Here is a 21,144-nt window from a genome sequence, read left to right as displayed (position 1 = left end):
CGACACCAGGTCGGGCTCTCCGCCCGGGGTTCGCGACGTCGCCGGATGCGCTTAGGCGTAGACGGTGAGCGAAGCCAGCGCGGCATCGAGCGCGGCATCGTCGTCGAGGGCCGCGAAGTCTTCGGCGGCTGTCCCTCCGACGATGCCGACCAGCACGTTCTCACCCGTCGCCGGCCGCAGGTTCACCCAGGTGCGGATCATCGCGTCGCCGCCCACGGTGTGCCAGAGCGCAGCATCCGACTCTCCGAACGGCTCATCGAATCGCATCCAGATCGTCTCGATCGCGCCCATCCCGAGCGCCGTGATCGCGCCACGGTTGGCGAAGGGGAGCGGCGGATCGAACTCGATGCCCTGCTGCTGCAGCACACCCAACGGCACCGTCACGACGACGCGGTCGAACGACGACGCCTCACCGGTGCCGAGGCGCACGCTCACGCCACTGTCGTCATAGGCGAGACCGGAGACCGGCGAGGAGAGTCCCACTCGCAGACCGTCGAGCGCCTGCTCGACGAACGGCACGAGGGTGTCGCGCGCCGCCATCTGATCGCCCTCGACGAGCACCGGCGGGAACCAGCTCGACAGCTGATCCGCATCCGCACCGGCATGCGTGGCGAGGAAGGCGAGCAGTGCCGCGGTCGCGGGTTCGGCGGGGTCGCCGCCCGCCTCGGTCAGCGCTTCCGCGATCGTGGAGTCTTCGGGCGCGGCCTGCGCGGCGTCGATCGCGGCCTGCAGCGGTTCGGCACTGACGGGATCGACTTCGCCCTCCGGCGAGAACCACTGCGCGCCGGCGAGGTCGACGATGCCGATGTCACGCGCGCTCAGCCGGTCGATCAAGTCGGCGTCATCCGCGGCGAACAGCCAGGCACCGAGCTGCACCGGCATCGGCCAGGAGTCGTCGGAGCGGGAGTGCACTCGGCCGCCGACGCGGTCGCGTGCTTCGAAGACGGTGACCTCCATGCCGGCATCCACCAGCCCCGCGGCAGCGGTGGCACCGGCGAGACCGGCACCGATCACGGCGATCCGTTCCCCGCGCTGCGCCCGCTCGCGGATCTCGTCGACCACGCGCTCACCCGAGCTGATCGCGCCGCGCATGGTGCCGGGGGCGTCGTCGTCTGTGGCCTCACCGGCGAAGAAGAGGCGGTCGTCGACCGATGCCGCCAGCGCCGCACGGGCACCGGCGAGCGCGCCGACCGGGGTGAAGCTCGCGGCACCGCGCGCGAAGGGATCGGTGGTCCAGGAGCTGCGCACACTGTCCGCCGGAACCGGGACGTCGCCGTTCGGCTGCGGTTCGCGCGTGCGGGTGGGCGTGGGCGTCGGGGCGGGGTTCGGCTCCGGGGTGCACGAGGCGAGCAGCACCGACATCGCGCCGGCGCCGGCTCCCAGAAGCAGAGTGCGGCGCGTGATCCTCATCGTCCCGCCACTTTATCTCGCCGAGGCCGTTCACAACTCCTCAAGAACCGACGGCGCACCGGCCCCGCACGGCAGCCGCACCGCAGAAACCGGCCGATCCACCACGGAATCGGCCGGTTTCTGAGGAGTTGTGAACGGTCAGACCTTGAGCAGACCGGTCTCGAGCCGCGCATACGAGGCTTCCATGCCGTCGGCCATGCCGGTGGCGAGGATCATGTCGCGCGTCTCCTTGTCGGGGTACTCGATGAGCACCGTGATGAGGGTGGCGCCGTCTTCCTCGTAGAGGCTCATGTCGTTGAGCGTCTCCGTCGGCTGGCCCTGCATCCGCTCGGTGGTCACCGCACGGCGGGGCTCGTCGAAGATCAGCACCTCGCCCTCGAAGCCGAATGGCTCACCCTCGGTGTCACCGACCGGAGCCCAGGAGTTGCGATACGTCTCACCCGGCACCGTGGCGATCACGCACTCCGTCATCTCCCACCCGTCGGGTCCGAGCATCCACTGCTTGACCAGGTCCGCTTCGTTGAACGCACGCCACACCAGTTCGCGCGAACCCTCGACGAGTCGGGTGATGCGCACGTGCGTGTCGTCGAGCAGCTCGACCGTGGTGCCCTTGCCCTGCGCGTAGTCGCGGAGGTCCTGCAGCACGGCGTCCAGCTGACCCATCGCGAGCTTGGTTCCTTCGACGGCACCCATCGCGACGACCTGCTCCAGCGCCTCGACCGATTCGAAGTAGCTGGTGTTGACCATGCGCGTGCCCTCGGCGGACGGCTCGAATGTGAACGTCATCCGCATGGACGGGAGTCCCTCGATCGGCTTGCCGTCGTCGTCGACGAACGAGTCGATCACCTCGAAGCGGTTCGGCGCCTCGATCGCAAGGAACTCCCACGAACCGGATGCACGTTCACCGCGCGGTCCGTTCATCGTGTAGATCGCGCGGCCGCCGACCGTGTGGTCCCAGGTGCCGAACGTGGCCGGCCACCCCGGAGGGCCCCAGAACCGCTCGAGCTGCTGCGGATCGGTGTACACGGCCCAGACCCTCTCGACGGGGGCCGCCAGGTCGGCGACGACCGTCATGGTCAGGTTCTCGACGTCGGTCGTGAGGTCGGTGACAGGCATGTCAGTCTCCTTCTTCTGTTCGTGTGTTGTCGGTGTTGTCGTTGTCGTCGGAGCGGCCCCCTGAGCGCGGGGCGGGCTCGGCCAGCAGGTCGTCGAGTCGGGCGATGCGCGACCGCCACAGCTCTTCGTAGCGGGCGAGGAGCGCCTTGGCGCGGGCGATCATCTCGGGATTCGCGCGGACCAGCCGCTCGCGTCCCTCGGCGCGCTTGACGATGAGGTTCGCGGCCTCGAGCACGGCGACGTGCTTCTGCACCGCGGCGAACGACATTTCGTACTCGGCGGCGAGGGTCGAGACGGACTGCTCCCGCTCGATCGTCCGACGCAGGATGTCGCGCCGGGTCGACGTGGCCAGTGCGTGGAACACACGGTCGACCTCCGCTTCGCTGAGTTCTCTTTGTGCAACCATTTGGTTGTACGTTATGCCTCGGCGGGGGCGGTGTCAAGAGGAGATCGGTGTCGAGACTGCCTCGGCAACACAACTAATCGACGTCGGGGAGGTCGACCCTCGGGAAGAGGCCGGGATCCAGGAGCGACGTGGTGTTTATGGGCGCAGCCTTGCGGGTGCCCCGGCGGCAGCTCGCATGATCTCGCGCCGATTGAGCGAAACCCCGTCATGCATCTTCGATGGCTGCTTCGTCGAGTGACGTTCTGATCTCTTCGATGAACCCCTCAATCGCAGGGTGCCCAGAGACGGGGCCGCCGGCGAGCATGCCGTCGACGCCGAGGAGTACCGCAGAAGGGGTTGACCATTCAGATATGGACGCCCGCACGTAGCCGTGGGGATCATGCACGGTGAGCGGTGGCTGCGTGCTGGTGAGTCGACTCTTGTTCGGCCGCACAGTGACGAGCAGGCGAATGTCTACTTCCGGCACACGGTGCCGCCAGATCTCGAGCCGTCCGACGACGGGCTGACATGCGTTACAGGTCTCGGCCACGGCAAGAAGCAACTGCGGCCGTCGGTATGCAAGGTCACGCAAGTGCGTGGTGGTTCCGTCACCGAGCGTGATGGGCACAGCTGGCGTCCGCACTCGAACATACTCTTCACCATTGGGCCCCTCGCCAATGAGAGTGCCATGCACAGGTTCCGACTGATATATTGCGGGCGATTCGAGCGCTCCATGCCACAGGGCGAGAGCAGCGGTGACGGCGACAACGATGAGCGCCATACTCGATTCCCAGTTGGTGACCGCCGCCGCGAGGGCGCCACCCCACAGCGACCCCGCCGAGATCACCAGGGTCGTCACGACAGCCAGGCCAGTGAGCCACGCGTTTCGTACGATAGTGACCCGCGTGATTCGACGGGAGGTTCCGAAGCATGCGCACGAGGCTTCTGGAGAAGTACGAAAAGCCGCTACCACGATTATGAGGTAGGCCGCCATCAGCACTGCCGCGGCGCTGGCAGCTATTGTTCCGAGTATCCCGCCGAGTGCCACAAGGGCCCCGGCAAGGATGAGTTCCAGCCAGGGATGCAGCCTGATCAGCCATGTATGACGAAATAGCTGGGGCACACCGAGGGCGGCCCATCCGGTCACATTGTCCGGAGCGCGTATCTTGCCAATCGCGCCGGCCGTGAGAACGGCCGCCAAGGCGAGGGGTAGGGCTAAAGCCAATGCATGAACCATCGAACCGATGCTATCTCTCCCCTCACACGCATCTTGCGCGTCGGCGCGCACCAATCTTTGCCCTACGCGAAGGTGGGACACACCTGCTCTGAGCCATTTCCCCTCGGCACCAGATCTCGTGGACTACTGAGACCAGTTCCGACGCCATCGAAGACTGCAAGGTTTAAAGATACCGCCACCTACCGAAGTGAGGGTCCTTTCATATCCTGCTGCCGCCTGATGGCCGCCTGCATCGTCCGCACCGTAGCAAAGCCCGACTTTTGCGCCACCGCGGACATGACATCGACGCTGTGGTTAGGTGAGATCTTCAACATGGCCACTGCGGTGGACACTCTTCGCGCTTCGAGGATCTGGCGCGGAGTGACACCTACGCTAGCGAACAATCGATGCAGATAGTGCTTTGAGATGGATATCTCTGCAGCAAGGCCCGCAACCGTGAAAGACGCGTCGGCGTGTCGTTTATAAATAACCTGAATCGCATTGTGAATGGTGTCTGCCTGGGCCTCAGATAGATTCAAACTAGTCCAGGTAGATGTGAACACTGCTGTGGCGATCGCAGCAGCTAGCGAGTCCACCAGAAGTCCGCCCCCCCATGCGGTGGCAAACGTCGACTCCGTACTGATCACGCTCGTCATCGCGGCCAGAAGAGAGAAGTCTGCGGTAGACATCCGCAGCGGCTTCCCCGCGTGATTGGCGAGTTGCCCGTGACGCAGCAACGGCGCATTTAGCTGCCATTCACAACGCGCCCACACGCCGGTGTTCGTTGTCGTTACGGTCGCGCCTTCAGGAACTATCAAAAGTGCACCAGGCGCAATGACCATCGCTTCATCGTTGACGGTGACGTCAGCCCGTCCGTCCACACCAAGCAACACTCGGGTGGTCCCCCGAGACAGTGCGGCCGCCCTCAGAGTCCCCGCGGTGGACCATGCGCGCGCAACGGTCCAGACGCCCCCGCGTGTCATATCAACGCCGCTCTGAGCTATCGTCTCGCCGCCAACCCATCCCAGGGTGAGCAATGACGGGCGGGCACTACTCGGCCGCTGGGCGCGTTCGGTCGCGGATGTGTGATTCATGGATGCGGGGGCACAGCGGAACCTGGATACGGAGGCACAGCGGCACCCAGCGGCCGCTCCAACTCACCCTGCAGGTGAGGTGAAGGTGCCGGGGCGCGGGGATCAGGGGGCAGAGTCATCATAGTTATGACACGGCTTGGGCCAAAGCATGACGGCACTTGCGGTTTATTGACCGGAGAAGGCAGTGAAAGTGTCCAGATTGCTCGGATGACTTTCGCTCTGGTCGCAGAACCGGGCAAATGGGTAGCACAAGGTGTGAGGCACCTCGATTCGACAGAGATGGCGGCACGCCGCATCGTAGGCGGCTGCGGCGGCTCAGCAACTCTCCAGGATCGCTCAGGCCTCGACTGCCCAGAACAGGACCGCCAGGAGTTGAACGTGTTGCAGCCAGAAATGCGCGACGATCGAGACGATCACGAATCGCCCGAAGCCCCCCGCGACAACGGCATAAGCCGTCGGCTAGTCGTCAAGGGCGCCGCGTGGAGCATCCCAGTGATCGCTGCGGCGACTGCCGTCCCCATGGCTGCCGCAAGCGCTCCGCCCTGCAGTCCGGTGACATTCCCGATCATGCCCGGCGACCAGACGACCGCCCCTGAACCTCAGTCGGTATCCCTGTCGACGCAGGGGCCCGACGGTTCGACATATGTCGTCACGATCTCGTCGGCGGCGTCAACTACGACGACCGTGGGCCAGTCAGGCGGCCTAGATGGGCTCCCCTATACGTCGTTCAACCTCACCACTTCTGGCAACGGCTGGGCAGGCAATGTGGCTCCCGATGGGAGCCAGGACTACACGTTCGGGGGCTTCCTCCCGCCGACGGGCGGCGCGATCGTCCTCAACCAGCGGGCCGCCGTCGACCCAGAGCCAAGCGGTACTGCAGCGATCGGCTCCGACCTGCAGACGCTCACCTTCGTCATCACGAAAGATGGCGAAGTGATTAACCCAGCGAATTTCTCGATGGAGATCTTTGACATCACCTCATACGTAGGCGTCATCCCTCCTGGTGGAGACCCCTACGGCGGCAACGGGCGGGGAGCCTACTGGGACGCCGTCGGCTTCAGCCTCGCACCCACCAGCATCGCGTTTACCGGCAGTCCCGGTGCCGCTACAACGGGCAGTGGGACGGGGACTCTCGCCGACCCCTACCACCGTTCCGGCAGCCAGGAAGCGACGCCCGGTAGTGGGTACGTCTCGGATACCTTCACGTTTGCGACATTCCCCTCGGGGAGCACCATGCAATATTCGAATTACGACGGAATGGTCGGCTGGCATTTCATCGCCATCAGCAGTGTCACCTTCGATGTCCCGGGCTGCGTGTAGAGGTATTACTGATCGCCCTGGCATGCACATGGAGAATACAGGGATTCAAGATGGACGTCGAGCGCAACGACGAGTCGCTCCGTCGGGACGATTGAACCGACGCCAAGTTGTCAAAGGACTGCCACTGGGCAGGCCCCTGGCGCGAACCCACAGTGGTATTACGAGTTCTATCAGGTTTGATCGACGCCCAAGTTGGTCACTTAGACGGCCTCCACCCCGTGCACACGCGCGACCGCATGCAGTCCGGCGCTCTCCCCAGACGCACAGGGGTGGAGGCTCCGACGTGAGAGCCAACAGCCATCGCCCAAGTTCAACTCCCACGAATGCCACCGAATTCTAGTGTCCCCTGCAGGCGTCAACGCGGGACTCGCTTCAAGAGGGGGAGCTCCCCCAAGGCGACAATGACATCGACCGAATCAACAACGGTCGAGGGTCAGTACAGCTAGAACGGCGGGAGTGCGTCGAGAATGTTCTTCGACGTCGTGTCGGCGATCGTCCGCAGGCGCTTCTTCCAATGCGGCGTATCCGGGGGCACGAACACATCTGCGTCGTGTCCGCCGACACGAACGGTGTACCGATAGCGGCCGGCTTCGATGTCACCGATCACGCGTTCGATCGCGCTCTCCCACGCCGCGCCTTTGAGATGAGTGATGTTGCCATCGCTGTCTTTGCGAACCGCCAGTATCTGACGCGTCACGGCCTCCCCCTCTGTCGGTTGCGCCATCTTGTACGACGTGGGTCGTCAACGCTCCCCGTAGCCGGAGGCGGCGCGCTCAGCGCTCGACTCATCCCCGTTCGGGCGACGGTTCGTCGTCGACAGACAGGGTGTGCCACGTCTCGAAAGCCACCCCTGCCGCCCCTTCGACGTCCCCACTCGCCAGGAGTGCGATGAGCCGCTCGTGACGCTCGAGCGACGCTTGCCCGTCAGCGGCGAATCTCATCCGCTCCGCACGGCGCACGACCGGGCCGAACTGGTCCAGCACCGACACGATCGCATCGTTGCCGAGAGCCGCCGCCGGCACTCGATGGAAACTCTCGTCCGCTTCCGCCGCCGACTCCGCACACTCCGCCACCTCGGCGGCGGCCGGGGCCGGCGCACGCTGACGATCACCGTTCGCCGGGGTCGGTTCCGCCGTGACGGTGCGAGCTGGCCCCGGCCTCACCGGGAGAGCAGATCGCACGCGGACCGATTCCCGAGACGGATGCCGGCATCCATTCACGCGAATCCACCCCCGGGCGTAGGGTGGAGGGAAGGACGGACCGTCCGAGAAGATCTCCCGGCACCGTGACCGCCCGGAAGTGGAGTCACTCGTGGCTCAGTACGACGTCTCAGACCGCTCGGCGATCGTGACGGGAGCAGGCAGCGGAATCGGACGCTCGACCGCCCTCCTGCTGGCGAAGAACGGCGCAGCCGTGGTCGTGAACGACCTGAACGCCGAGCACGCGAACGCGGTCGTCGAGGAGATCCGCGCCGCCGGCGGCACCGCGGAGGCGTCCGTGGGCGACGCGACCGACGCCGCCTGGATCGCGTCGTCCGTCGAGCTCGCCAACACCCTCGCCCCCTTGCGCATCGGCGTCAACAACGCCGGCATCGGAGGCGCATCCGCTCCCACCGCCGAGTACGAGGACGACGCCTGGGACAAGGTGATCGCGATCAACCTCAACGCGGTGTTCCGCAACATGAAGGCGCAGATCCTCTCGATCCTCGCGAACGGCGGCGGCTCGGTCGTGAACATCGCCTCGATCCTCGGCAGCGTCGGCTTCGCGAACTCCCCCGCCTACGTCACGGCGAAGCACGGCGTGGTTGGCATGACCAAATCGCAGCGCTGGAGTACTCGGCACAGGGCGTGCGCGTGAACTCGGTGGGCCCCGGCTTCATCGACACCCCACTGCTCGCCAACATGGGCGACGAGGCGAAGGACTTCCTCGTGAGCAAGCACCCGATCGGACGCCTGGGCCAGGCCGATGAGGTCGCGAACCTGATCGCCTTCCTCGCCAGCGACGCCGCCAGCTTCATCACCGGCAGCTACCACCTGGTCGACGGCGGCTACACCGCCCTGTGACACCGGGAACCCGGTTGCGAAGCCCCAGCTGCGCAACCGGGTTCCTTCAATCGGGTGAAACGCAGGATGTCGGATGTCCCTTGCTCATCCGACGTCCCCCGGGTACCCCGCGCAACACAGGACGCGAGCACGCAGCATGCTGCAGTCCTCGCCTTCCCACGGGCGCGACTTGCACGCCTCCTGCACTGTGCCGCGACGAGCGCCTTCCCGCGCGCCGCAACCCGATGACGGCGTGCGGGAACAGGCGCCTGTCGTCATCCGGGTGTCTGATGGTCTTTCCTCGCGTGATATATCGCGTAAATCTAGTATCTAGATTATCTAGTCACATTCGCGATGTCGATTCCGCGGACTTCGGCAGACATCTGACACAGCGTCCTGCCGGTGCGACAATGGATATTCGCCGGGGGGCATCGAGGGCACCATTTCGAGTCGGGACCAGCGACATGCGCGAGCGGGACGAACGATGACGACGCCGCAGCCGGACGAGTTCTCACGTTCCGGCTACTGGTATCCGGAAGGCGAATCCGCCCAGACGGTCGATGTACTGAACATGCTGCGCCGATATCGCGCGGCGGAGACCGCGATGCGGGCTCGCACCCGCGCGACGATGGGCATGAACGAGACCGACCTGATGGCGCTGCGGTTCCTGCTGCACGAGCAACGGGCCGGACGGATCGTGCGGCCGATCGACCTCTCGCGTGTTCTCGACATCTCCACCGCGTCGACGACCACGCTGATCGACCGGCTCGAGAGGGGCGGCCATGCGCGCCGAGAGCTGCATCCCACCGACCGTCGCGCCGGAGTCGTCGTGCCCACGGACAGCAGCGATGAAGAGGTGCAGGCCACGCTCGGTGCCATGCACCGACGGATGCTGTCCTATGTCGACAGCCTCTCCGACCATGACCGCGCGGTCGTCATCCGCTTCCTCGCGGGTATGAGCTCGGCGATCCAGGAGGCCTCCGGCCAGGACCAGCCCTGATCCAGCGGTCCGGCCCGCAGTTCAGGCGCGCAGACGGGGTGCAGTCTTGCGGCCTCATGCACCTTCTGCGGCCCGATCGTGCGGATGCGGCCGCGAAACGTGCATCAGGCCGCAGAAGTTGCGTAGTCGAGCCCGAGCGCGGACTCGATCTGAGGCTGCGTCGCCGACCGCGAACACTCCTAATGGCCCGCGAAGACCGGCGCAACCCCGTATCGCCGGCCCTCCCCCGCGCCTACTCTCGAGACATGACCGAGCTCACCCAGCCCACCGGCCGCGAAGAAGAGCTGCGCGCCGTCCCGCGCGACGACGGCAGTGCCCCGCGCGCCCTCGTCCTCGGCGCCACCGGCTACATCGGCGGCAGGCTCACCCCACGACTCCTCAACGCCGGGTACCGGGTGCGGGTGCTCGCCCGCGATGGGGCGCGCGCGGCATCCTTCCCTTGGGGTCCGGACTGCGAGATCGTCGAGGGGTCGGCAGACGACGCGGATGCCGTGGCGAAGGCCATGGAAGACGTCGACGTGGTCTACTACCTGATCCACTCGATGACCGCGGGCAAGGGGTTCGAGGAGAGCGACGACCGCGCGGCGTCCACGGTCGCCGAGGCCGCGAAGCGCGCGGGGGTGCACCGCATCGTGTACCTCGGCGGACTGCATCCGGAAGACGCGAAGCTGTCGCCGCATCTGCGCTCGCGCGTGCAGGTCGGCGAGACGTTCCTGCACTCCGGTGTGCCGACGCTCGTGCTGCAGGCGGGCGTCGTGATCGGCTCCGGCTCGGCGTCGTTCGAGATGATCCGGCATCTGACCGACGTGCTGCCGTACATGCCGGCGCCGAAGTGGGTGCGCAACCGCATCCAGCCGATCGCCGTGCGCGACGTGCTGCACTATCTGCTCGGCGCGGCGAGGGTGGACCCCGACGTGAACCGCGCCGTCGACATCGGCGGCCCCGACGTGCTGCGCTACGGACAGATGATGAACGGCTATGCGGTCGAGGCAGGGCTTCCCCAGCGGGCGATCGCCGCACTGCCGGTGCTCACTCCCGGTCTCGCCTCGCACTGGGTGAATCTCGTGACGCCGGTGCCGCGATCGATCGCCCGCCCGCTCGTCGCCTCGCTGCAGAACGAGTGCGTCGTGAAGGACCACGTGGTCGACGAGCTGATCCCGCAGCCCTCCGGCGGGCTGACCCCCTATCGCACAGCCGTCGCCCTGGCGCTCGGGCGCGTGAATGCCGACACGATCGAGACCAGCTGGCAGGATTCCGAGGTCTCGGGCGCCCCCAGCGACCCGCTGCCGAGCGACCCCGACTGGGCCGGCCGGACGGCCTTCACCGACGCACGCTCGCTGCAGACCTCGGCATCCGTCGACGATCTGTGGCGGGTGATCGTCGGCATCGGCGGCGAGAACGGCTGGTACTCCTCGCCGTTCCTGTGGGCCGTGCGCGGCTGGATGGACCGGCTGGTCGGCGGCGTCGGACTGCGCCGGGGCCGCCGCAGCCGCACCGCCGCGCGCGTGGGCGATGCGATCGACTTCTGGCGGGTGGAGGCGGCGTCGCAACCGGGCTCCGGCGACGAGCAGGCGGGCCTGCTGCGACTGCGCGCCGAGATGAAGGTGCCGGGGGCGGCGTGGCTCGAGCTGCGCGCGATCGCGGAGGGCGACGGTGCGCGGTACGAGCAGCGCGCGGTGTTCTTCCCGCAGGGCCTGAGCGGACGCCTGTACTGGCTCGCCGTGCTGCCGTTCCACGGGTTCATCTTCGCCGGGATGGCGGCCCGCATCACGGCCGCCGCGGAGGGCGCCGATCGCGTCGATCGCACGCGAGACTAGCGGCTTGCGGGGTCGAAAACCCAGAGGCTTCGACCTGCGGGCGGCGCGGCGCCATGTGGCGCGCCGCCCGGATGCCGAATGGTCTGGGTTTTCGCGGCGGCGGGGTCAGCGCCCGCGCCGACCGACACCCGCGAACACGGAGTGGAGCAGCGGCAGGGCCGAGACGCAGATCAGCGTGATGCCCAGCGGGGGCAGCGGCGTGACCAGCAGCGCACCGCCCACCAGCATCGCGGCGAACAGCACGCCGGACGCGATGCGGCGCGCGATGCCTTCGAGTCGGTCGAGCCGGCGCTCCAGTCGCGAGGTGTCGAACGACACCGTGCCGTCGTCGATGCGTGAGATGACGTCGTCTATCCGCTTCGGGAGCCGCATCGTGATGCCAGCGGTCTCCATCGCGTTCGACGCGAAGGCCTGCACCACGTTGCCGGTCTCGTCGCGCAGCAGTCGTCCGGCGTAGGGCTCGGCGGCATCCCACACGTTGAACGAGGGGTCGAGCCCGCTGCACATGCCTGAGGTCAACGAGACCGCGCGGATGAGCAGCAGCATGTTCTCGGGCAGCTGCAGCGGGAGCGAGCGCACCATGTCGCCGAACTCGTCGGCGAAGTCGCGGAACTCGCGAGGATCGACCTTGCTCAACTCCGCGAAGCCCATGCCGCCGAAGCGGGCGAAGAGCGCGGTGAGGGCGCGCTCGAGCTCGGCGGTGTCGGCGGATGGGAGCAGCACGCCGATCTCCTGCGCGGCTGCGACGAGCCCGCGGCTGTCGCGCCCGGCAACAGCGATGAGCAGGGTACGCAGACCGTCGCGCAGACTGTCCGGCACCTCGGCCATCATGCCGAAGTCGATGAACGTCAGCCGCCAGTCCTGGGCCTGGGTCCCTGAACCCTCCTGGGTCCCTGAGCCCGTCGAAGGGCCGGGCGTCACGAAGATGTTGCCGGGGTGCGGGTCGGCGTGCACGAAGCTGTGCGTGAACACCTGGTCGAACATGACCTCGGCGAACACCTCGGCGACCTTCGCGGGGTCGATGCCGGCAGCACGGAGCGCTTCGGTGTCGTTGATCTTGATCGCGGTGACATCCGACAGCGTGAGCACCCTGCGGGTCGAGCGCTCCCATACGATCTCGGGGGTGTCGACGCGCGGGTCGTCGGCGAAGTTCTCACGGAACCGCTCGGCACTCGCCGCCTCGTGCAGGTAGTCGATCTCCTCCTGGCTGGTCTCGGCGAACTCCTCGACGAGCGCGGGGGCGTCGACACGGTCGGCGACCAGCCGGACGCGGGTCAGCCACCGGGCGACGCGGCGGAGCGCAGCCAGGTCGACGGCGACGATCCCGTCGATGCCCGGCCGCTGCACCTTCACCACGACGTTCTCGAGCCCGGTGTCGGCGGCGTCGAGCTCCGAGAGTCGGGCGCGGTGCACCTGGCCGAGGGATGCCGCGGCCACCGGGTTCTCGTCGAACCAGGAGTAGGCGCGCGTGAGCGGGATGCCCAGTTCGGCCTCGGCGACCACGCGGATATCGGCGAACGGCACCGCGGGCACCTCGTCCTGCAGCCCTTCGAGCTCGGCGGTGATCTCGGGCGGCAGCACGTCGAGTCGCGACGACATGAACTGTCCGACCTTGATCATGAGCCCGCCGAGCTCGATCGCGAGCGCGTGGAAGCGACGTGCGAACTTCTGCATGCGCGGACCGCGCGTGCGCTCCGCGATCGAACTCATCCCGAATCGGGGGAGGACCAGCTCGAACCACCAGATCTTGACGAATTCCCGCGCCGCGAACGACAGGATGCGGCGGTAGCGGGCACGGTGGGCGCCCTGCGCCGCGGCATCCGTCATCGCGTCATCCTCTCGCCGCTCCTCACCGGATGCCGCACTGCGCGATCAGTCCTGGGCGAGGATCGAGTACAGCCTACGGCGAGCCTCGTCGAGCACCTCGATGGTCGCCTGCACCTGCTCCGGGCTTCCGCTGCGACCGACCTGGGCCGCGGCGGCCGCGAGGTCGACGCCCGCCTTGGGCAGTGCGTTGAAGCGGGCGCTGTCTCGTGACTCGCCGGCACGGTGACCGGACGACTCCCACGGAGCCGGGGTGTCGGCCGACTCGGCGGCGACATCGCGGCCTGCTTCGGTGAGCGAGTAGGTCTTGCGACCGTTCTGCTCTTCGGCCTCGATCAGGCCTTCATCGGCGAGCAGCTGCAGAGTCGGATACACGGAGCCCGCGCTGGGCTTCCATGATCCGCCGCTGCGCTCGGAGATCTCGTTGATGATCTGGTAGCCGTGCATGGGCTTCTCGGCGAGGAGCGAGAGCACGGCGGAGCGCACGTCGCCGCGCGCCATGCGAGAGCCGCCGCCCGGGCGCGGGTCGAACGACTTGCGGAGCTGATCCATTGCTTCGAACAGAGCGGATGCCGGACCGCCGGCGCCGGCTCCGAAGCCGGGTCCGCCGAACGGGTTCGAGGGGAATGCGTTGTTCATGGTGACCTCCCGTAGCTGGGTAGCGATACTCAACGATATATCGTTAACCCTGTGGGTGGGGTGGGAGTCTTCACCCGCAACCGGGGCGGAACGCTCAGCCCGCGGCCAGCATCGCGGCACCCGTGAGTCCCGCGTCGATGCCGAGGCCTGCAGGAACGATCCTGGCCTGCGCCGGTCCTGGCATCGCCGCCGCACGGTAGGCCGACACGACCTCCGCCAGGTACGACTCACCGATCTCGGCGACTCCTCCGCCGACCACGATCGCTTCGACGTCGAGCACGGCGTTCACGCTGGCGAGCGCTCGTCCCAGATACTGCGCTCCCTCGGTGATGACCCGATGAGCGATCGCGTCGCCCGCCCTCGCCGCCGCGTCCACCTCGCGCAGCGACAGGCGCACACCGCTCTCCTCGGCGTACGTCTGCTCGAGCGCCGGCCCCGAGGCCACGGCCTCCACATGCCCGGAGGCTCCGCACGGGCAGCGCCGCGCAGCCAGCCGCGCCGGCAGCGCGATCTCGGTGTGACCGATCGACCCTGCAGTGCCGGTGACTCCTCGCCGCAGCGCGCCGTGCAGCACGACGGCGCCGCCGATCCCCGTCCCCACCGCGACCAGGAGCACGGAGTCCGCGTCCGCTCCGGCACCGACGGCGCTCTCCGCGACCGCCGCCGCGTGCACGTCGTTGGCCACGGACACCGGCACTCCCAGTGCGTGCATGAACGCATCGCGCACGGGGAACCCGATCCAGCCGTGGATCGCGTCGGTGGCCGACGTGATCGCTCCCGCAGGTCCGACGACTCCGGCCGTGCCGATGCCGAGCGCCTCGAGCGGGGTGGCCCCGCACACCGCCCGTACGGCATCCGACACGGCGTGCACGATCGCCTCACCCCCTTCGCGTGCCGGCGTGGGGATCGTGTGCACCGGTGTGATGCGCCGCAGCCCGACGTCATCGCGGGCGAAACCTGCCACGGCGGTCTTCGTACCGCCGATATCGACGCCGATGATCATGACGCGCCCCGCATCGCCGGGGTCGCGGCCACGAAGCGTCGGGTGATCGCGATCGGATCGGTGATGGCGCCGCCGACGACGACCGCGAATGCCCCGCAGTCGAACGCCTGACGCACCTGCTCCGGTGCCTGATAGCGCCCCTCGGCGATCGTGGGGATTCCCGCCGCGACGAGCTCCTCCACCAGACGGATGTCGGGAGCCTCACCGTCTCTGCCGCGCGACTGCGGTGTGTAGCCCGACAGGGTCGTGCCCACGATCGCCGCGCCGGACTCCCACGCCCGCAGTCCCTCCTCCAGGGTGGAGACATCAGCCATGACCGGTCGCCCTGTCGCCGCGACGATCTCGCGCAGCAGTTCGAACCGGTCGCCGAGCTGTTCGACCGTCGCATCCACCGCGATCACGTCGGCGCCGGCATCCGCGAGACCGATGGCGAGTTCCACCCGCGGCGTGATCACGTTGCGAGTGCCGTTGTGCACCTTGTGCAGTCCGATGATGGGCGCCCGGGTGAGCGCACGCACGTGCCGGATGTCATCCGGACCGTTGAGGCGCAGTCCGCTCGCGCCTCCGCGCAGCGCCGACTGCCCAAGGGCGGCGATCACCGCCGTGTCGCGCACGGGGCTTCCCGCCGCCGCCTGCACCGATGCGATGAGGCGACCGGCGATGAGGTCGAGGGGGTCGTCGGTCATTTGAGTGCTCCTGCGCTGGCCCCGCCGATGAAGAATCTCTGGCCGATCAGGAAGATCACCACAGCCGGCAGCGTGAACATCACGCATGCGGCCATCAGCGGCCCCCAGGCCACGTCGTTCTCACCGAAGAAGGCGTACAGACCGATCGACAACGTGTAGGTCGACTGGTCGTTCAGATAGATGAGGGGATTGAGGAAGTCGGTCCACGCCCAGACGAACTGGAAGATCGCCGCGGTCACGATCGCCGGACGCGCGAGCGGCAGCACGATCGTCGCGTAGGTGCGGAACTCGGATGCCCCGTCCAGGCGCGCCGCCTCGATCAGCTCGTCGGGGACAGCGAGGAGGAACTGACGGATCATGAAGATGAAGAACGGCGTGCCGAGGAACGCCGGAACGATCAGCGGAAGATACGTGTTCGTCGCCTCCAGCCCGTTCCACACCAGGAACAGCGGGATGAGCGTCACCTGCGGCGGCAGCATCATGGTGGCGAGAACCAGGATCAGCAGAGGGCGGGATCCGCGCCACCGCACCTTCGCGAGCGCGTAGGCGACCAGCGGGCACGAGATGACCGTGCCCAGGATGCTCATGCCCGAGACGAAGAGCGTGTTGCCCAGATAACGCCAGACCGGGATCTGCGCGAACGCCTCGGCGAAGTTGTCCAACGTCCACTCGCTGGGCAGCAGGGTCGGCGGCGAGGAGAACACGTCGTCGGGCGTCTTGAACGCGGTCGAGAGCATCACCAGCAGGGGGAACAGGAAGACGAGAGCGAGCAGCGCCACCGAGATCTGCTGGCGGATGCGCCGCGTGGTGCGTCGGGGGCGCCGGGGGATCCGGGTCGTCGAGATGGTGTCAGCGTGCGCCATCGTGCACCCACTTCTTCGAGGTCGCGAGCACGATCAGGCTCACGATCAGTGTGACGATGAACAGGGTCCAGGCCATGGCGGAGGCGTACCCCATCTTCAAGAACACGAAGGCGTTCTGGTAGAGGTACATCGCGTACGACAGCATCGACTGCCCCGGCCCCGACCCCGCCTGGTTCAACCGCTCCTGCGAAAGGATGTAGGGCTGCGTGAAGATCTGCAGGAACCCGATGATGCTCACGATCACCTGGAACAGCGTGACCGGCGAGACCGTGGGCCAGGTGACGTTCGTGAAGCGGCGCCAGACGCCGGCGCCGTCGAGCTCGGCAGCCTCGTAGAGCTCCTGGGGCACTTCCTGGAGAGCAGCGAGATAGATGATCATGGTGCCGCCGACCGTCCACAACGACATCAGGATGATGGCGGGCTTCGTCCACTCCGGCTGCTGAAGCCACGCCGGGCCCTCGATGCCGAACCACGACAGGAAGTGGTTCACGAACCCGTACTGGGCGTTGAGGAGCCAGCGCCACAGGTAGCCGCCGACGACCACGGGAACGATCGAGGGCAGGTAGACGAGCGCGCGGTACAGCGGCTGACCGCGCACCGGCGTGTTCAGCAGGTGCGCGCCGGCGAGGGCGATGCCGATCGCGAGCGGGACGCCGAAGATCGTGAGCACAGCGGTGTTGGCGAGCGACTTCCAGAAGACGCCATCGTTGAACATCTGCACGTAGTTGGCCAGCCCCACCCATTCCGGCGACTGGAACAGATTGAAGTCCGTGAAGCTGTAATACGCCGAGGCGGCGATCGGGTACGCGAACAGGAAGAGGAAGCCGACGATGAACGGTGACGCGAAAGCGAGGCCGATCAGCGTGGAGCGGCGGCTGCGTCGACGCCGGGCGCGACCGCCGGGCCCGGCAGGAGTATTCTCCCGCCGGACCCGGAGTGCAGATGCAGAGGTCACGGAGTCCCGATCACTTCGTCGAGTAGTTGGCCATGCGCTCCTCGACCGTCGCGATCGCCTCTTCGGGGGTCGCCGTCAGGCGCACGACCTCGTCGAAGGCGGTTGCGAGGTCGGTCGCGTACTCGGCGCTGTAGGGGAGGCTCGACAGCGACTTCGCGTTCGGCGACGATGCGGCCGCGGCCCAGACGTCGAAGTCCTGCAGGTCGGCGAAGGCTGCGCTGTCGGACAGCGAGGTGCGCCCGGCGAGGTTGCCGAGGGCCACGGCGAACTTCTCCATCGGCTTCTCGCTGACCAGGTAGGCGAGGAACGTCGCCGCCTCCTCCTTGTGCTTCGAGTTCGCGGGGATGAACAGAGTGCTGGCGGTGACCTGCGTGCTGTTCTCCAGGTCGGCGGATGCCGCCGGGATCGCGGTGACGCCCCACTCGAAGTCCGGAGCGATCTTCGCGGCGCTGGCCGAACGCCATTCACCGTCGATGATCATCGCGACCTTGCCGCTGAAGAACGGGTCCTGCGCCGAGAGGTACTCGCCCTGACCGGACACGAAGGTCGCCATGGCTTCGGCACCGACCGGCTCGATCACGTTGTCCTGGTACCACTGCAGAGCCTCGAGGTTCCCCGCATCCGCGGGGGTCGGGCCGTCCTCGCCATCCCAGGTGCCGCCGAAGGCATAGCCGAGGGTGGTCAGCGTGGTGCTGTCGTTGGCGGAGCCGAGACCGAGCTGAGTGATCTTGCCGGAGTCATCGACCTTGGTCAGCTTCTGGATCGCCTGAGCGAGCTCGTCCATGGTGGTCGGCGGGGTGACACCGGCCTCCTCCAGGAGCTGGGTGTTGTAGAGGAGTTGGAAGCTGTGGATCGCGATCGGCAGCGAGTAGATCTTGCCGTCGTACGTCATCTGCTCCATGGCGCTGGGGACGAAGTCATCGACATCGATGCCCTCCGCCGCGATCGCGTCGTCGAGCGGCGCCAAGATGCCCTTCGATGCCCAGGCGCCGACAGTGTTGCCGAAGTTGTCGGAGATGTCGAAAGAGCCGTTCGACGAGGACATGGAGGTCAGCTGCTTCTGGGTGTCGGGGCTGGAGACGCCCTTGACGACGATCTCGTCCTGGCTGCCGTTGAAGTCGGCGATGATCTCCTCGAGGACCTTCGCCTCCTCTCCGCCCCACAGATACGAGAACGTGATCTCGGTCGGACCAGCGGAATCGCCGCCGCCCGCGCCGCATCCGGTCAGGGCGACGACCGTCGCTGTGGTCAGGGCACCGGCGACCAGTGCGCGCCGGCGCATGTGCTGCTTCATGTGCATGGGGTGTTCTCCGCTCAACATTGACCTGAAAGGATTGGAATAGACCAATTCGGAACCGCTGAGAACAGACATTGACACATCCAGCGGCTGTCGTCAAGATTGGGTTAGTCCAAATGAGGGGGATGCCATGACGGCGATCGACGGCCTGACGAAACACGAACGCGTGCGTCGGCATCTGGAAGAGGTCATCCAGCAGGGACTCGCGCCCCATGAGAAGCTGCCGACCGAGCGGGACCTGGCCGAATCGCTCGAGGTGAACCGCCAGACGGTCCGCCGCGCGCTCGACGAGCTGGAACGCGACGGCATCGTCTACCGCCTGCAGGGCGCCGGCACCTTCGTCAGCGCGTCGCGCATCAGCAAGACCTTCGAGCTGACCTCGTTCTCCGAGGACATGCACACCCGCAACATGCGGCCAGGGTCGCTCTCGGTCGACGTCGGCACCGCCGCGGCAGGGCAGACCGCCGGCTACGCGCTCAACCTCAGTCCGCAATCGCCCGTCGTCCGCATCCGTCGCGTGCGCACGGCAGATGACATCCCGATCTGCCTCGAGGTCTGCTCGATCGCCGCCGACACCGTGCCCGGTCTCGAAGACGGCATCGTGGGCGACTCGCTCTACGAGGACCTGCGCACCCGCTTCGGTGTCGCCGCGGTGCGCGCCGATCAGGAGATCCACGCGGTCGTGCTCGACGAGGAGCAGGCGGAAGCGCTGCAGACGCCGCCGTTCTCGCCCGCCTTCCTGGTCAAGCGCACGACCTACGACGCGCGCAGCCGACCGATCGAGTACGCCGAATCGGTGTATCGCGGCGACCGGTACTCGTATCTCGTCTCCATCTCCCGCCCCTCGTGAAAGGCAGTCCTCTCGTGTCCGACCCGTCCCCCCGCCCCCGCATCGCCCTGCTGCCGCTCGACGATCGGCCGGTGAACGTCCGGCTTCCCGGCGACGTCGCCGCCGTGGCGGGAGTGACGCTCGATGTCCCCCCGGCCGAGATCCTCCCCTCGTACCGCACGGCGGGCGATGCCGCAGCCCTCGGCGAGTGGCTGCTCGAACGCGCCGCCGACCCGGCGACCGTGCACCTGGTCGTCTCCGTCGACATGCTGCTCTACGGCGGACTCATCGCCAGCCGCACGAGCGACGACACGACGCGCACCGTCCTGGAACGCCTCGACGTGCTGCGCGAGGTCCGCCGACGCCGGCCCGACCTGCCGATCTCGGCGGTCTCCCTCGTCACGCGGGCGAGCAACTCGTACTCGGCCGCGGAGGAGCCCGCCTACTGGACGACGCACGGCAAGGAGATCCACGCCCTGGGCGGCGATGCCCATCGACTGCTCGACGAAACCGAGGTACTGCCGCTCGCGAACCTGACCCCGGTGCCGGCCGACGTCGTATCCGACTACTCGACCCGACGCCTGCGCAATCACATCGCGAACCTCTCCACTCTTGCGCTCGTCGAGGACTCGACCCTCGACTTCCTCGCCATCACCGCCGACGACACGGCGCCCTTCGCCGCCGGCAGCGCCGAACAGGTGTGGCTGCGCCACTGGATGCGCATGCTCCCCTCCGGCCGGAGCGTGCTCATGTACCCGGGCGCCGATGAGGTCGGTGCGGCGCTGGTCGCACGTGCCCTGGCTGCGCACGCCGGCGTGACGGCGTCGTTCTCGGTCGCATGCGCAGATGCCAACGGCATGACGCGGATCCCCCCATACGAGAACATGTCGCTCGCCGCATCCGCCAGCCGACAGATCCGCGCCGCCGGAGCCGTGGAGGTCGACGAGGGCGGAGACGTGACCCTCGTGCTGCACGCCCCCGACCCCGACCGTCACGACATGTTCCGTGGACGGCCCGACGCCGTCGATGCGGATGCCGTGGCCGGCACGGTCGCCCTCGTGCAGGCACGTCTGGACGCCGGGGAGCATGTCGCCCTCGCCGATGTGCGCTACCCGAACGGCGCGGACGAGGCCCTGGTTCGCGCCCTCGCCGAGGCGGACCTGCTCGGTCGGCTGGAGGCGTTCGGCGGATGGAACACCGCGGGGAACACGCTCGGCAGCGTGGTCGCCGTCGCCGCTGCCGCCGTGGTGGGTCGCGCCGCAGAGACGTTCGACGCCCGCGCGGCGCGCATCGCCCTGTTGACCCGGCTGCTCGACGATTTCGCCTACCAGGCGGTCGTGCGCACCGATTCCGGGGCCGCACTGTTCCCCGACATCTATCCGATGGCAGACGACGCCCTGGTCGCGAAGGCTGAGGCGGCGATCCGCGATGAGCTCTCGTCGCTCCTGGAGGCGATGCTGCCCGCCGACGGTGTGCAGATCGCGGAGCTGACGCTGCCGTGGAGACGATCGTTCGAGATCGGCCTCGTGCTCGCGTAGAGACCCTGCTGCAGCCGCCGCGCCGCACCATGCACGGGCGCGCCGAAAAGGCAACCCCCGTGCTGTGCACAGGAAGTCATGTTTGACTCCCTATGGTGTCCCCAGAGTCT

General features: G+C 67.4%; 19 protein-coding genes and 1 pseudogene. 6 read left to right on the top strand and 14 right to left on the bottom strand.

Features of this window, described 5'->3' with window-relative positions; genetic code table 11:
* Positions 1-51 precede the first annotated feature (51 nt).
* From MRBLWO12_RS17150 to MRBLWO12_RS17130, 5 genes are all read right to left on the bottom strand, one after another.
* Positions 52-1,410: a flavin monoamine oxidase family protein gene (locus MRBLWO12_RS17150; protein ID WP_363557651.1), complete on the bottom strand. Its 1,359-nt coding sequence runs from the start codon at positions 1,408-1,410 to the stop codon at positions 52-54.
* Positions 1,411-1,548: 138 nt separating this feature from the next.
* A complete protein-coding gene (locus MRBLWO12_RS17145; RefSeq protein ID WP_363557649.1) occupies positions 1,549-2,526 on the bottom strand; it encodes an SRPBCC family protein in 978 nt (325 codons plus the stop codon).
* A gap of 1 nt (position 2,527) precedes the next feature.
* On the bottom strand, positions 2,528-2,932 hold the full coding sequence (locus MRBLWO12_RS17140) for an ArsR/SmtB family transcription factor (protein WP_363557647.1): 405 nt from the start codon (positions 2,930-2,932) through the stop codon (positions 2,528-2,530).
* 205 nt (positions 2,933-3,137) lie between these two features.
* Positions 3,138-4,148 (bottom strand): MauE/DoxX family redox-associated membrane protein, encoded by a 1,011-nt coding sequence (locus MRBLWO12_RS17135; RefSeq protein WP_363557645.1) that lies wholly within the window; start codon positions 4,146-4,148, stop codon positions 3,138-3,140.
* Between the two features lie 179 nt (positions 4,149-4,327).
* The gene (locus tag MRBLWO12_RS17130) at positions 4,328-4,969 is read right to left on the bottom strand and encodes a helix-turn-helix domain-containing protein (RefSeq protein WP_363557643.1); all 642 of its coding nucleotides are present in this window, start codon (positions 4,967-4,969) and stop codon (positions 4,328-4,330) included.
* 459 nt (positions 4,970-5,428) lie between these two features.
* Here MRBLWO12_RS17130 and MRBLWO12_RS17125 point away from each other — a divergent pair, with 459 nt between their 5' ends.
* Positions 5,429-6,541 carry a hypothetical protein gene (locus MRBLWO12_RS17125; RefSeq protein ID WP_363557641.1) on the top strand — a complete coding sequence of 371 codons (1,113 nt, stop codon included), beginning with the start codon at positions 5,429-5,431 and terminating at the stop codon, positions 6,539-6,541.
* Between the two features lie 442 nt (positions 6,542-6,983).
* Here the strand turns inward: MRBLWO12_RS17125 and MRBLWO12_RS17120 are convergent, their stop codons facing one another.
* Both MRBLWO12_RS17120 and MRBLWO12_RS17115 read right to left on the bottom strand, forming a co-directional pair.
* On the bottom strand, positions 6,984-7,238 hold the full coding sequence (locus tag MRBLWO12_RS17120) for a DUF3892 domain-containing protein (protein ID WP_363557639.1): 255 nt from the start codon (positions 7,236-7,238) through the stop codon (positions 6,984-6,986).
* Between the two features lie 88 nt (positions 7,239-7,326).
* A complete protein-coding gene (locus MRBLWO12_RS17115) occupies positions 7,327-7,704 on the bottom strand; it encodes an FCD domain-containing protein (protein WP_363557637.1) in 378 nt (125 codons plus the stop codon).
* A 148-nt stretch (positions 7,705-7,852) separates the two neighbouring features.
* Between MRBLWO12_RS17115 and MRBLWO12_RS17110 the strand changes: the two are divergent.
* The 3 genes and pseudogenes from MRBLWO12_RS17110 (at position 7,853) to MRBLWO12_RS17100 (ending at position 11,400) form a co-directional block, all read left to right on the top strand.
* Positions 7,853-8,604 (top strand): annotated as a pseudogene (locus MRBLWO12_RS17110) (SDR family NAD(P)-dependent oxidoreductase).
* A gap of 463 nt (positions 8,605-9,067) precedes the next feature.
* Positions 9,068-9,583 (top strand): MarR family winged helix-turn-helix transcriptional regulator, encoded by a 516-nt coding sequence (locus MRBLWO12_RS17105; RefSeq protein WP_363557635.1) that lies wholly within the window; start codon positions 9,068-9,070, stop codon positions 9,581-9,583.
* A 245-nt stretch (positions 9,584-9,828) separates the two neighbouring features.
* Positions 9,829-11,400: an SDR family oxidoreductase gene (locus tag MRBLWO12_RS17100; protein ID WP_363557633.1), complete on the top strand. Its 1,572-nt coding sequence runs from the start codon at positions 9,829-9,831 to the stop codon at positions 11,398-11,400.
* Between the two features lie 105 nt (positions 11,401-11,505).
* Here the strand turns inward: MRBLWO12_RS17100 and MRBLWO12_RS17095 are convergent, their stop codons facing one another.
* From MRBLWO12_RS17095 to MRBLWO12_RS17065, 7 genes are all read right to left on the bottom strand, one after another.
* Entirely contained in the window at positions 11,506-13,227 is a 1,722-nt protein-coding gene (locus MRBLWO12_RS17095; protein ID WP_363557631.1) for an AarF/UbiB family protein, read from the bottom strand.
* Between the two features lie 45 nt (positions 13,228-13,272).
* Positions 13,273-13,863 carry a PadR family transcriptional regulator gene (locus tag MRBLWO12_RS17090; RefSeq protein WP_363558636.1) on the bottom strand — a complete coding sequence of 197 codons (591 nt, stop codon included), beginning with the start codon at positions 13,861-13,863 and terminating at the stop codon, positions 13,273-13,275.
* Between the two features lie 94 nt (positions 13,864-13,957).
* Positions 13,958-14,866, bottom strand: a complete 909-nt coding sequence (locus MRBLWO12_RS17085; protein WP_363557629.1) for an ROK family protein — start codon at positions 14,864-14,866, stop codon at positions 13,958-13,960.
* A complete protein-coding gene (locus MRBLWO12_RS17080; protein ID WP_363557627.1) occupies positions 14,863-15,552 on the bottom strand; it encodes an N-acetylmannosamine-6-phosphate 2-epimerase in 690 nt (229 codons plus the stop codon). The genes MRBLWO12_RS17085 and MRBLWO12_RS17080 overlap by 4 nt, the downstream gene beginning before the upstream one ends.
* Entirely contained in the window at positions 15,549-16,415 is an 867-nt protein-coding gene (locus MRBLWO12_RS17075) for a carbohydrate ABC transporter permease (RefSeq protein ID WP_363557625.1), read from the bottom strand. The genes MRBLWO12_RS17080 and MRBLWO12_RS17075 overlap by 4 nt, the downstream gene beginning before the upstream one ends.
* Positions 16,402-17,370, bottom strand: a complete 969-nt coding sequence (locus tag MRBLWO12_RS17070) for a carbohydrate ABC transporter permease (protein WP_363557623.1) — start codon at positions 17,368-17,370, stop codon at positions 16,402-16,404. Before MRBLWO12_RS17070 ends, MRBLWO12_RS17075 begins: the two co-directional genes overlap by 14 nt.
* Positions 17,371-17,380: 10 nt before the next feature.
* Positions 17,381-18,670 carry an ABC transporter substrate-binding protein gene (locus tag MRBLWO12_RS17065; protein WP_363557621.1) on the bottom strand — a complete coding sequence of 430 codons (1,290 nt, stop codon included), beginning with the start codon at positions 18,668-18,670 and terminating at the stop codon, positions 17,381-17,383.
* 127 nt (positions 18,671-18,797) lie between these two features.
* Here MRBLWO12_RS17065 and MRBLWO12_RS17060 point away from each other — a divergent pair, with 127 nt between their 5' ends.
* Together MRBLWO12_RS17060 and MRBLWO12_RS17055 are read left to right on the top strand one after the other, a co-directional pair.
* A complete protein-coding gene (locus MRBLWO12_RS17060; protein WP_363557619.1) occupies positions 18,798-19,517 on the top strand; it encodes a GntR family transcriptional regulator in 720 nt (239 codons plus the stop codon).
* Between the two features lie 14 nt (positions 19,518-19,531).
* Complete coding sequence (locus tag MRBLWO12_RS17055; RefSeq protein WP_363557617.1) at positions 19,532-21,034, top strand: DUF4127 family protein; 1,503 nt, start codon at positions 19,532-19,534, stop codon at positions 21,032-21,034.
* Positions 21,035-21,144 lie beyond the last annotated feature (110 nt).

Source organism: Microbacterium sp. LWO12-1.2 (assembly GCF_040675875.1).
Taxonomy (GTDB): Bacteria; Actinomycetota; Actinomycetes; order Actinomycetales; family Microbacteriaceae; genus Microbacterium.
The sequence above is the reverse complement of the archived record's forward strand: the minus strand, read 5'-3'. Positions and strand labels throughout refer to the sequence as shown.

Bases quoted from the DNA above. Each gene is read 5' to 3' on its own strand.
- MRBLWO12_RS17150 (WP_363557651.1), bottom strand. From the start codon at position 1,410: ATGAGGATCACGCGCCGCACTCTGCTTCTGGGAGCCGGCGCCGGCGCG.
- MRBLWO12_RS17145 (WP_363557649.1), bottom strand. From the start codon at position 2,526: ATGCCTGTCACCGACCTCACGACCGACGTCGAGAACCTGACCATGACG.
- MRBLWO12_RS17140 (WP_363557647.1), bottom strand. From the start codon at position 2,932: ATGGTTGCACAAAGAGAACTCAGCGAAGCGGAGGTCGACCGTGTGTTC.
- MRBLWO12_RS17135 (WP_363557645.1), bottom strand. From the start codon at position 4,148: ATGGTTCATGCATTGGCTTTAGCCCTACCCCTCGCCTTGGCGGCCGTT.
- MRBLWO12_RS17130 (WP_363557643.1), bottom strand. From the start codon at position 4,969: ATGGTCATTGCGCCTGGTGCACTTTTGATAGTTCCTGAAGGCGCGACC.
- MRBLWO12_RS17125 (WP_363557641.1), top strand. From the start codon at position 5,429: ATGACTTTCGCTCTGGTCGCAGAACCGGGCAAATGGGTAGCACAAGGT.
- MRBLWO12_RS17105 (WP_363557635.1), top strand. From the start codon at position 9,068: ATGACGACGCCGCAGCCGGACGAGTTCTCACGTTCCGGCTACTGGTAT.
- MRBLWO12_RS17100 (WP_363557633.1), top strand. From the start codon at position 9,829: ATGACCGAGCTCACCCAGCCCACCGGCCGCGAAGAAGAGCTGCGCGCC.
- MRBLWO12_RS17095 (WP_363557631.1), bottom strand. From the start codon at position 13,227: ATGACGGATGCCGCGGCGCAGGGCGCCCACCGTGCCCGCTACCGCCGC.
- MRBLWO12_RS17090 (WP_363558636.1), bottom strand. From the start codon at position 13,863: ATGAACAACGCATTCCCCTCGAACCCGTTCGGCGGACCCGGCTTCGGA.
- MRBLWO12_RS17085 (WP_363557629.1), bottom strand. From the start codon at position 14,866: ATGATCATCGGCGTCGATATCGGCGGTACGAAGACCGCCGTGGCAGGT.
- MRBLWO12_RS17080 (WP_363557627.1), bottom strand. From the start codon at position 15,552: ATGACCGACGACCCCCTCGACCTCATCGCCGGTCGCCTCATCGCATCG.
- MRBLWO12_RS17075 (WP_363557625.1), bottom strand. From the start codon at position 16,415: ATGGCGCACGCTGACACCATCTCGACGACCCGGATCCCCCGGCGCCCC.
- MRBLWO12_RS17065 (WP_363557621.1), bottom strand. From the start codon at position 18,670: ATGCACATGAAGCAGCACATGCGCCGGCGCGCACTGGTCGCCGGTGCC.
- MRBLWO12_RS17060 (WP_363557619.1), top strand. From the start codon at position 18,798: ATGACGGCGATCGACGGCCTGACGAAACACGAACGCGTGCGTCGGCAT.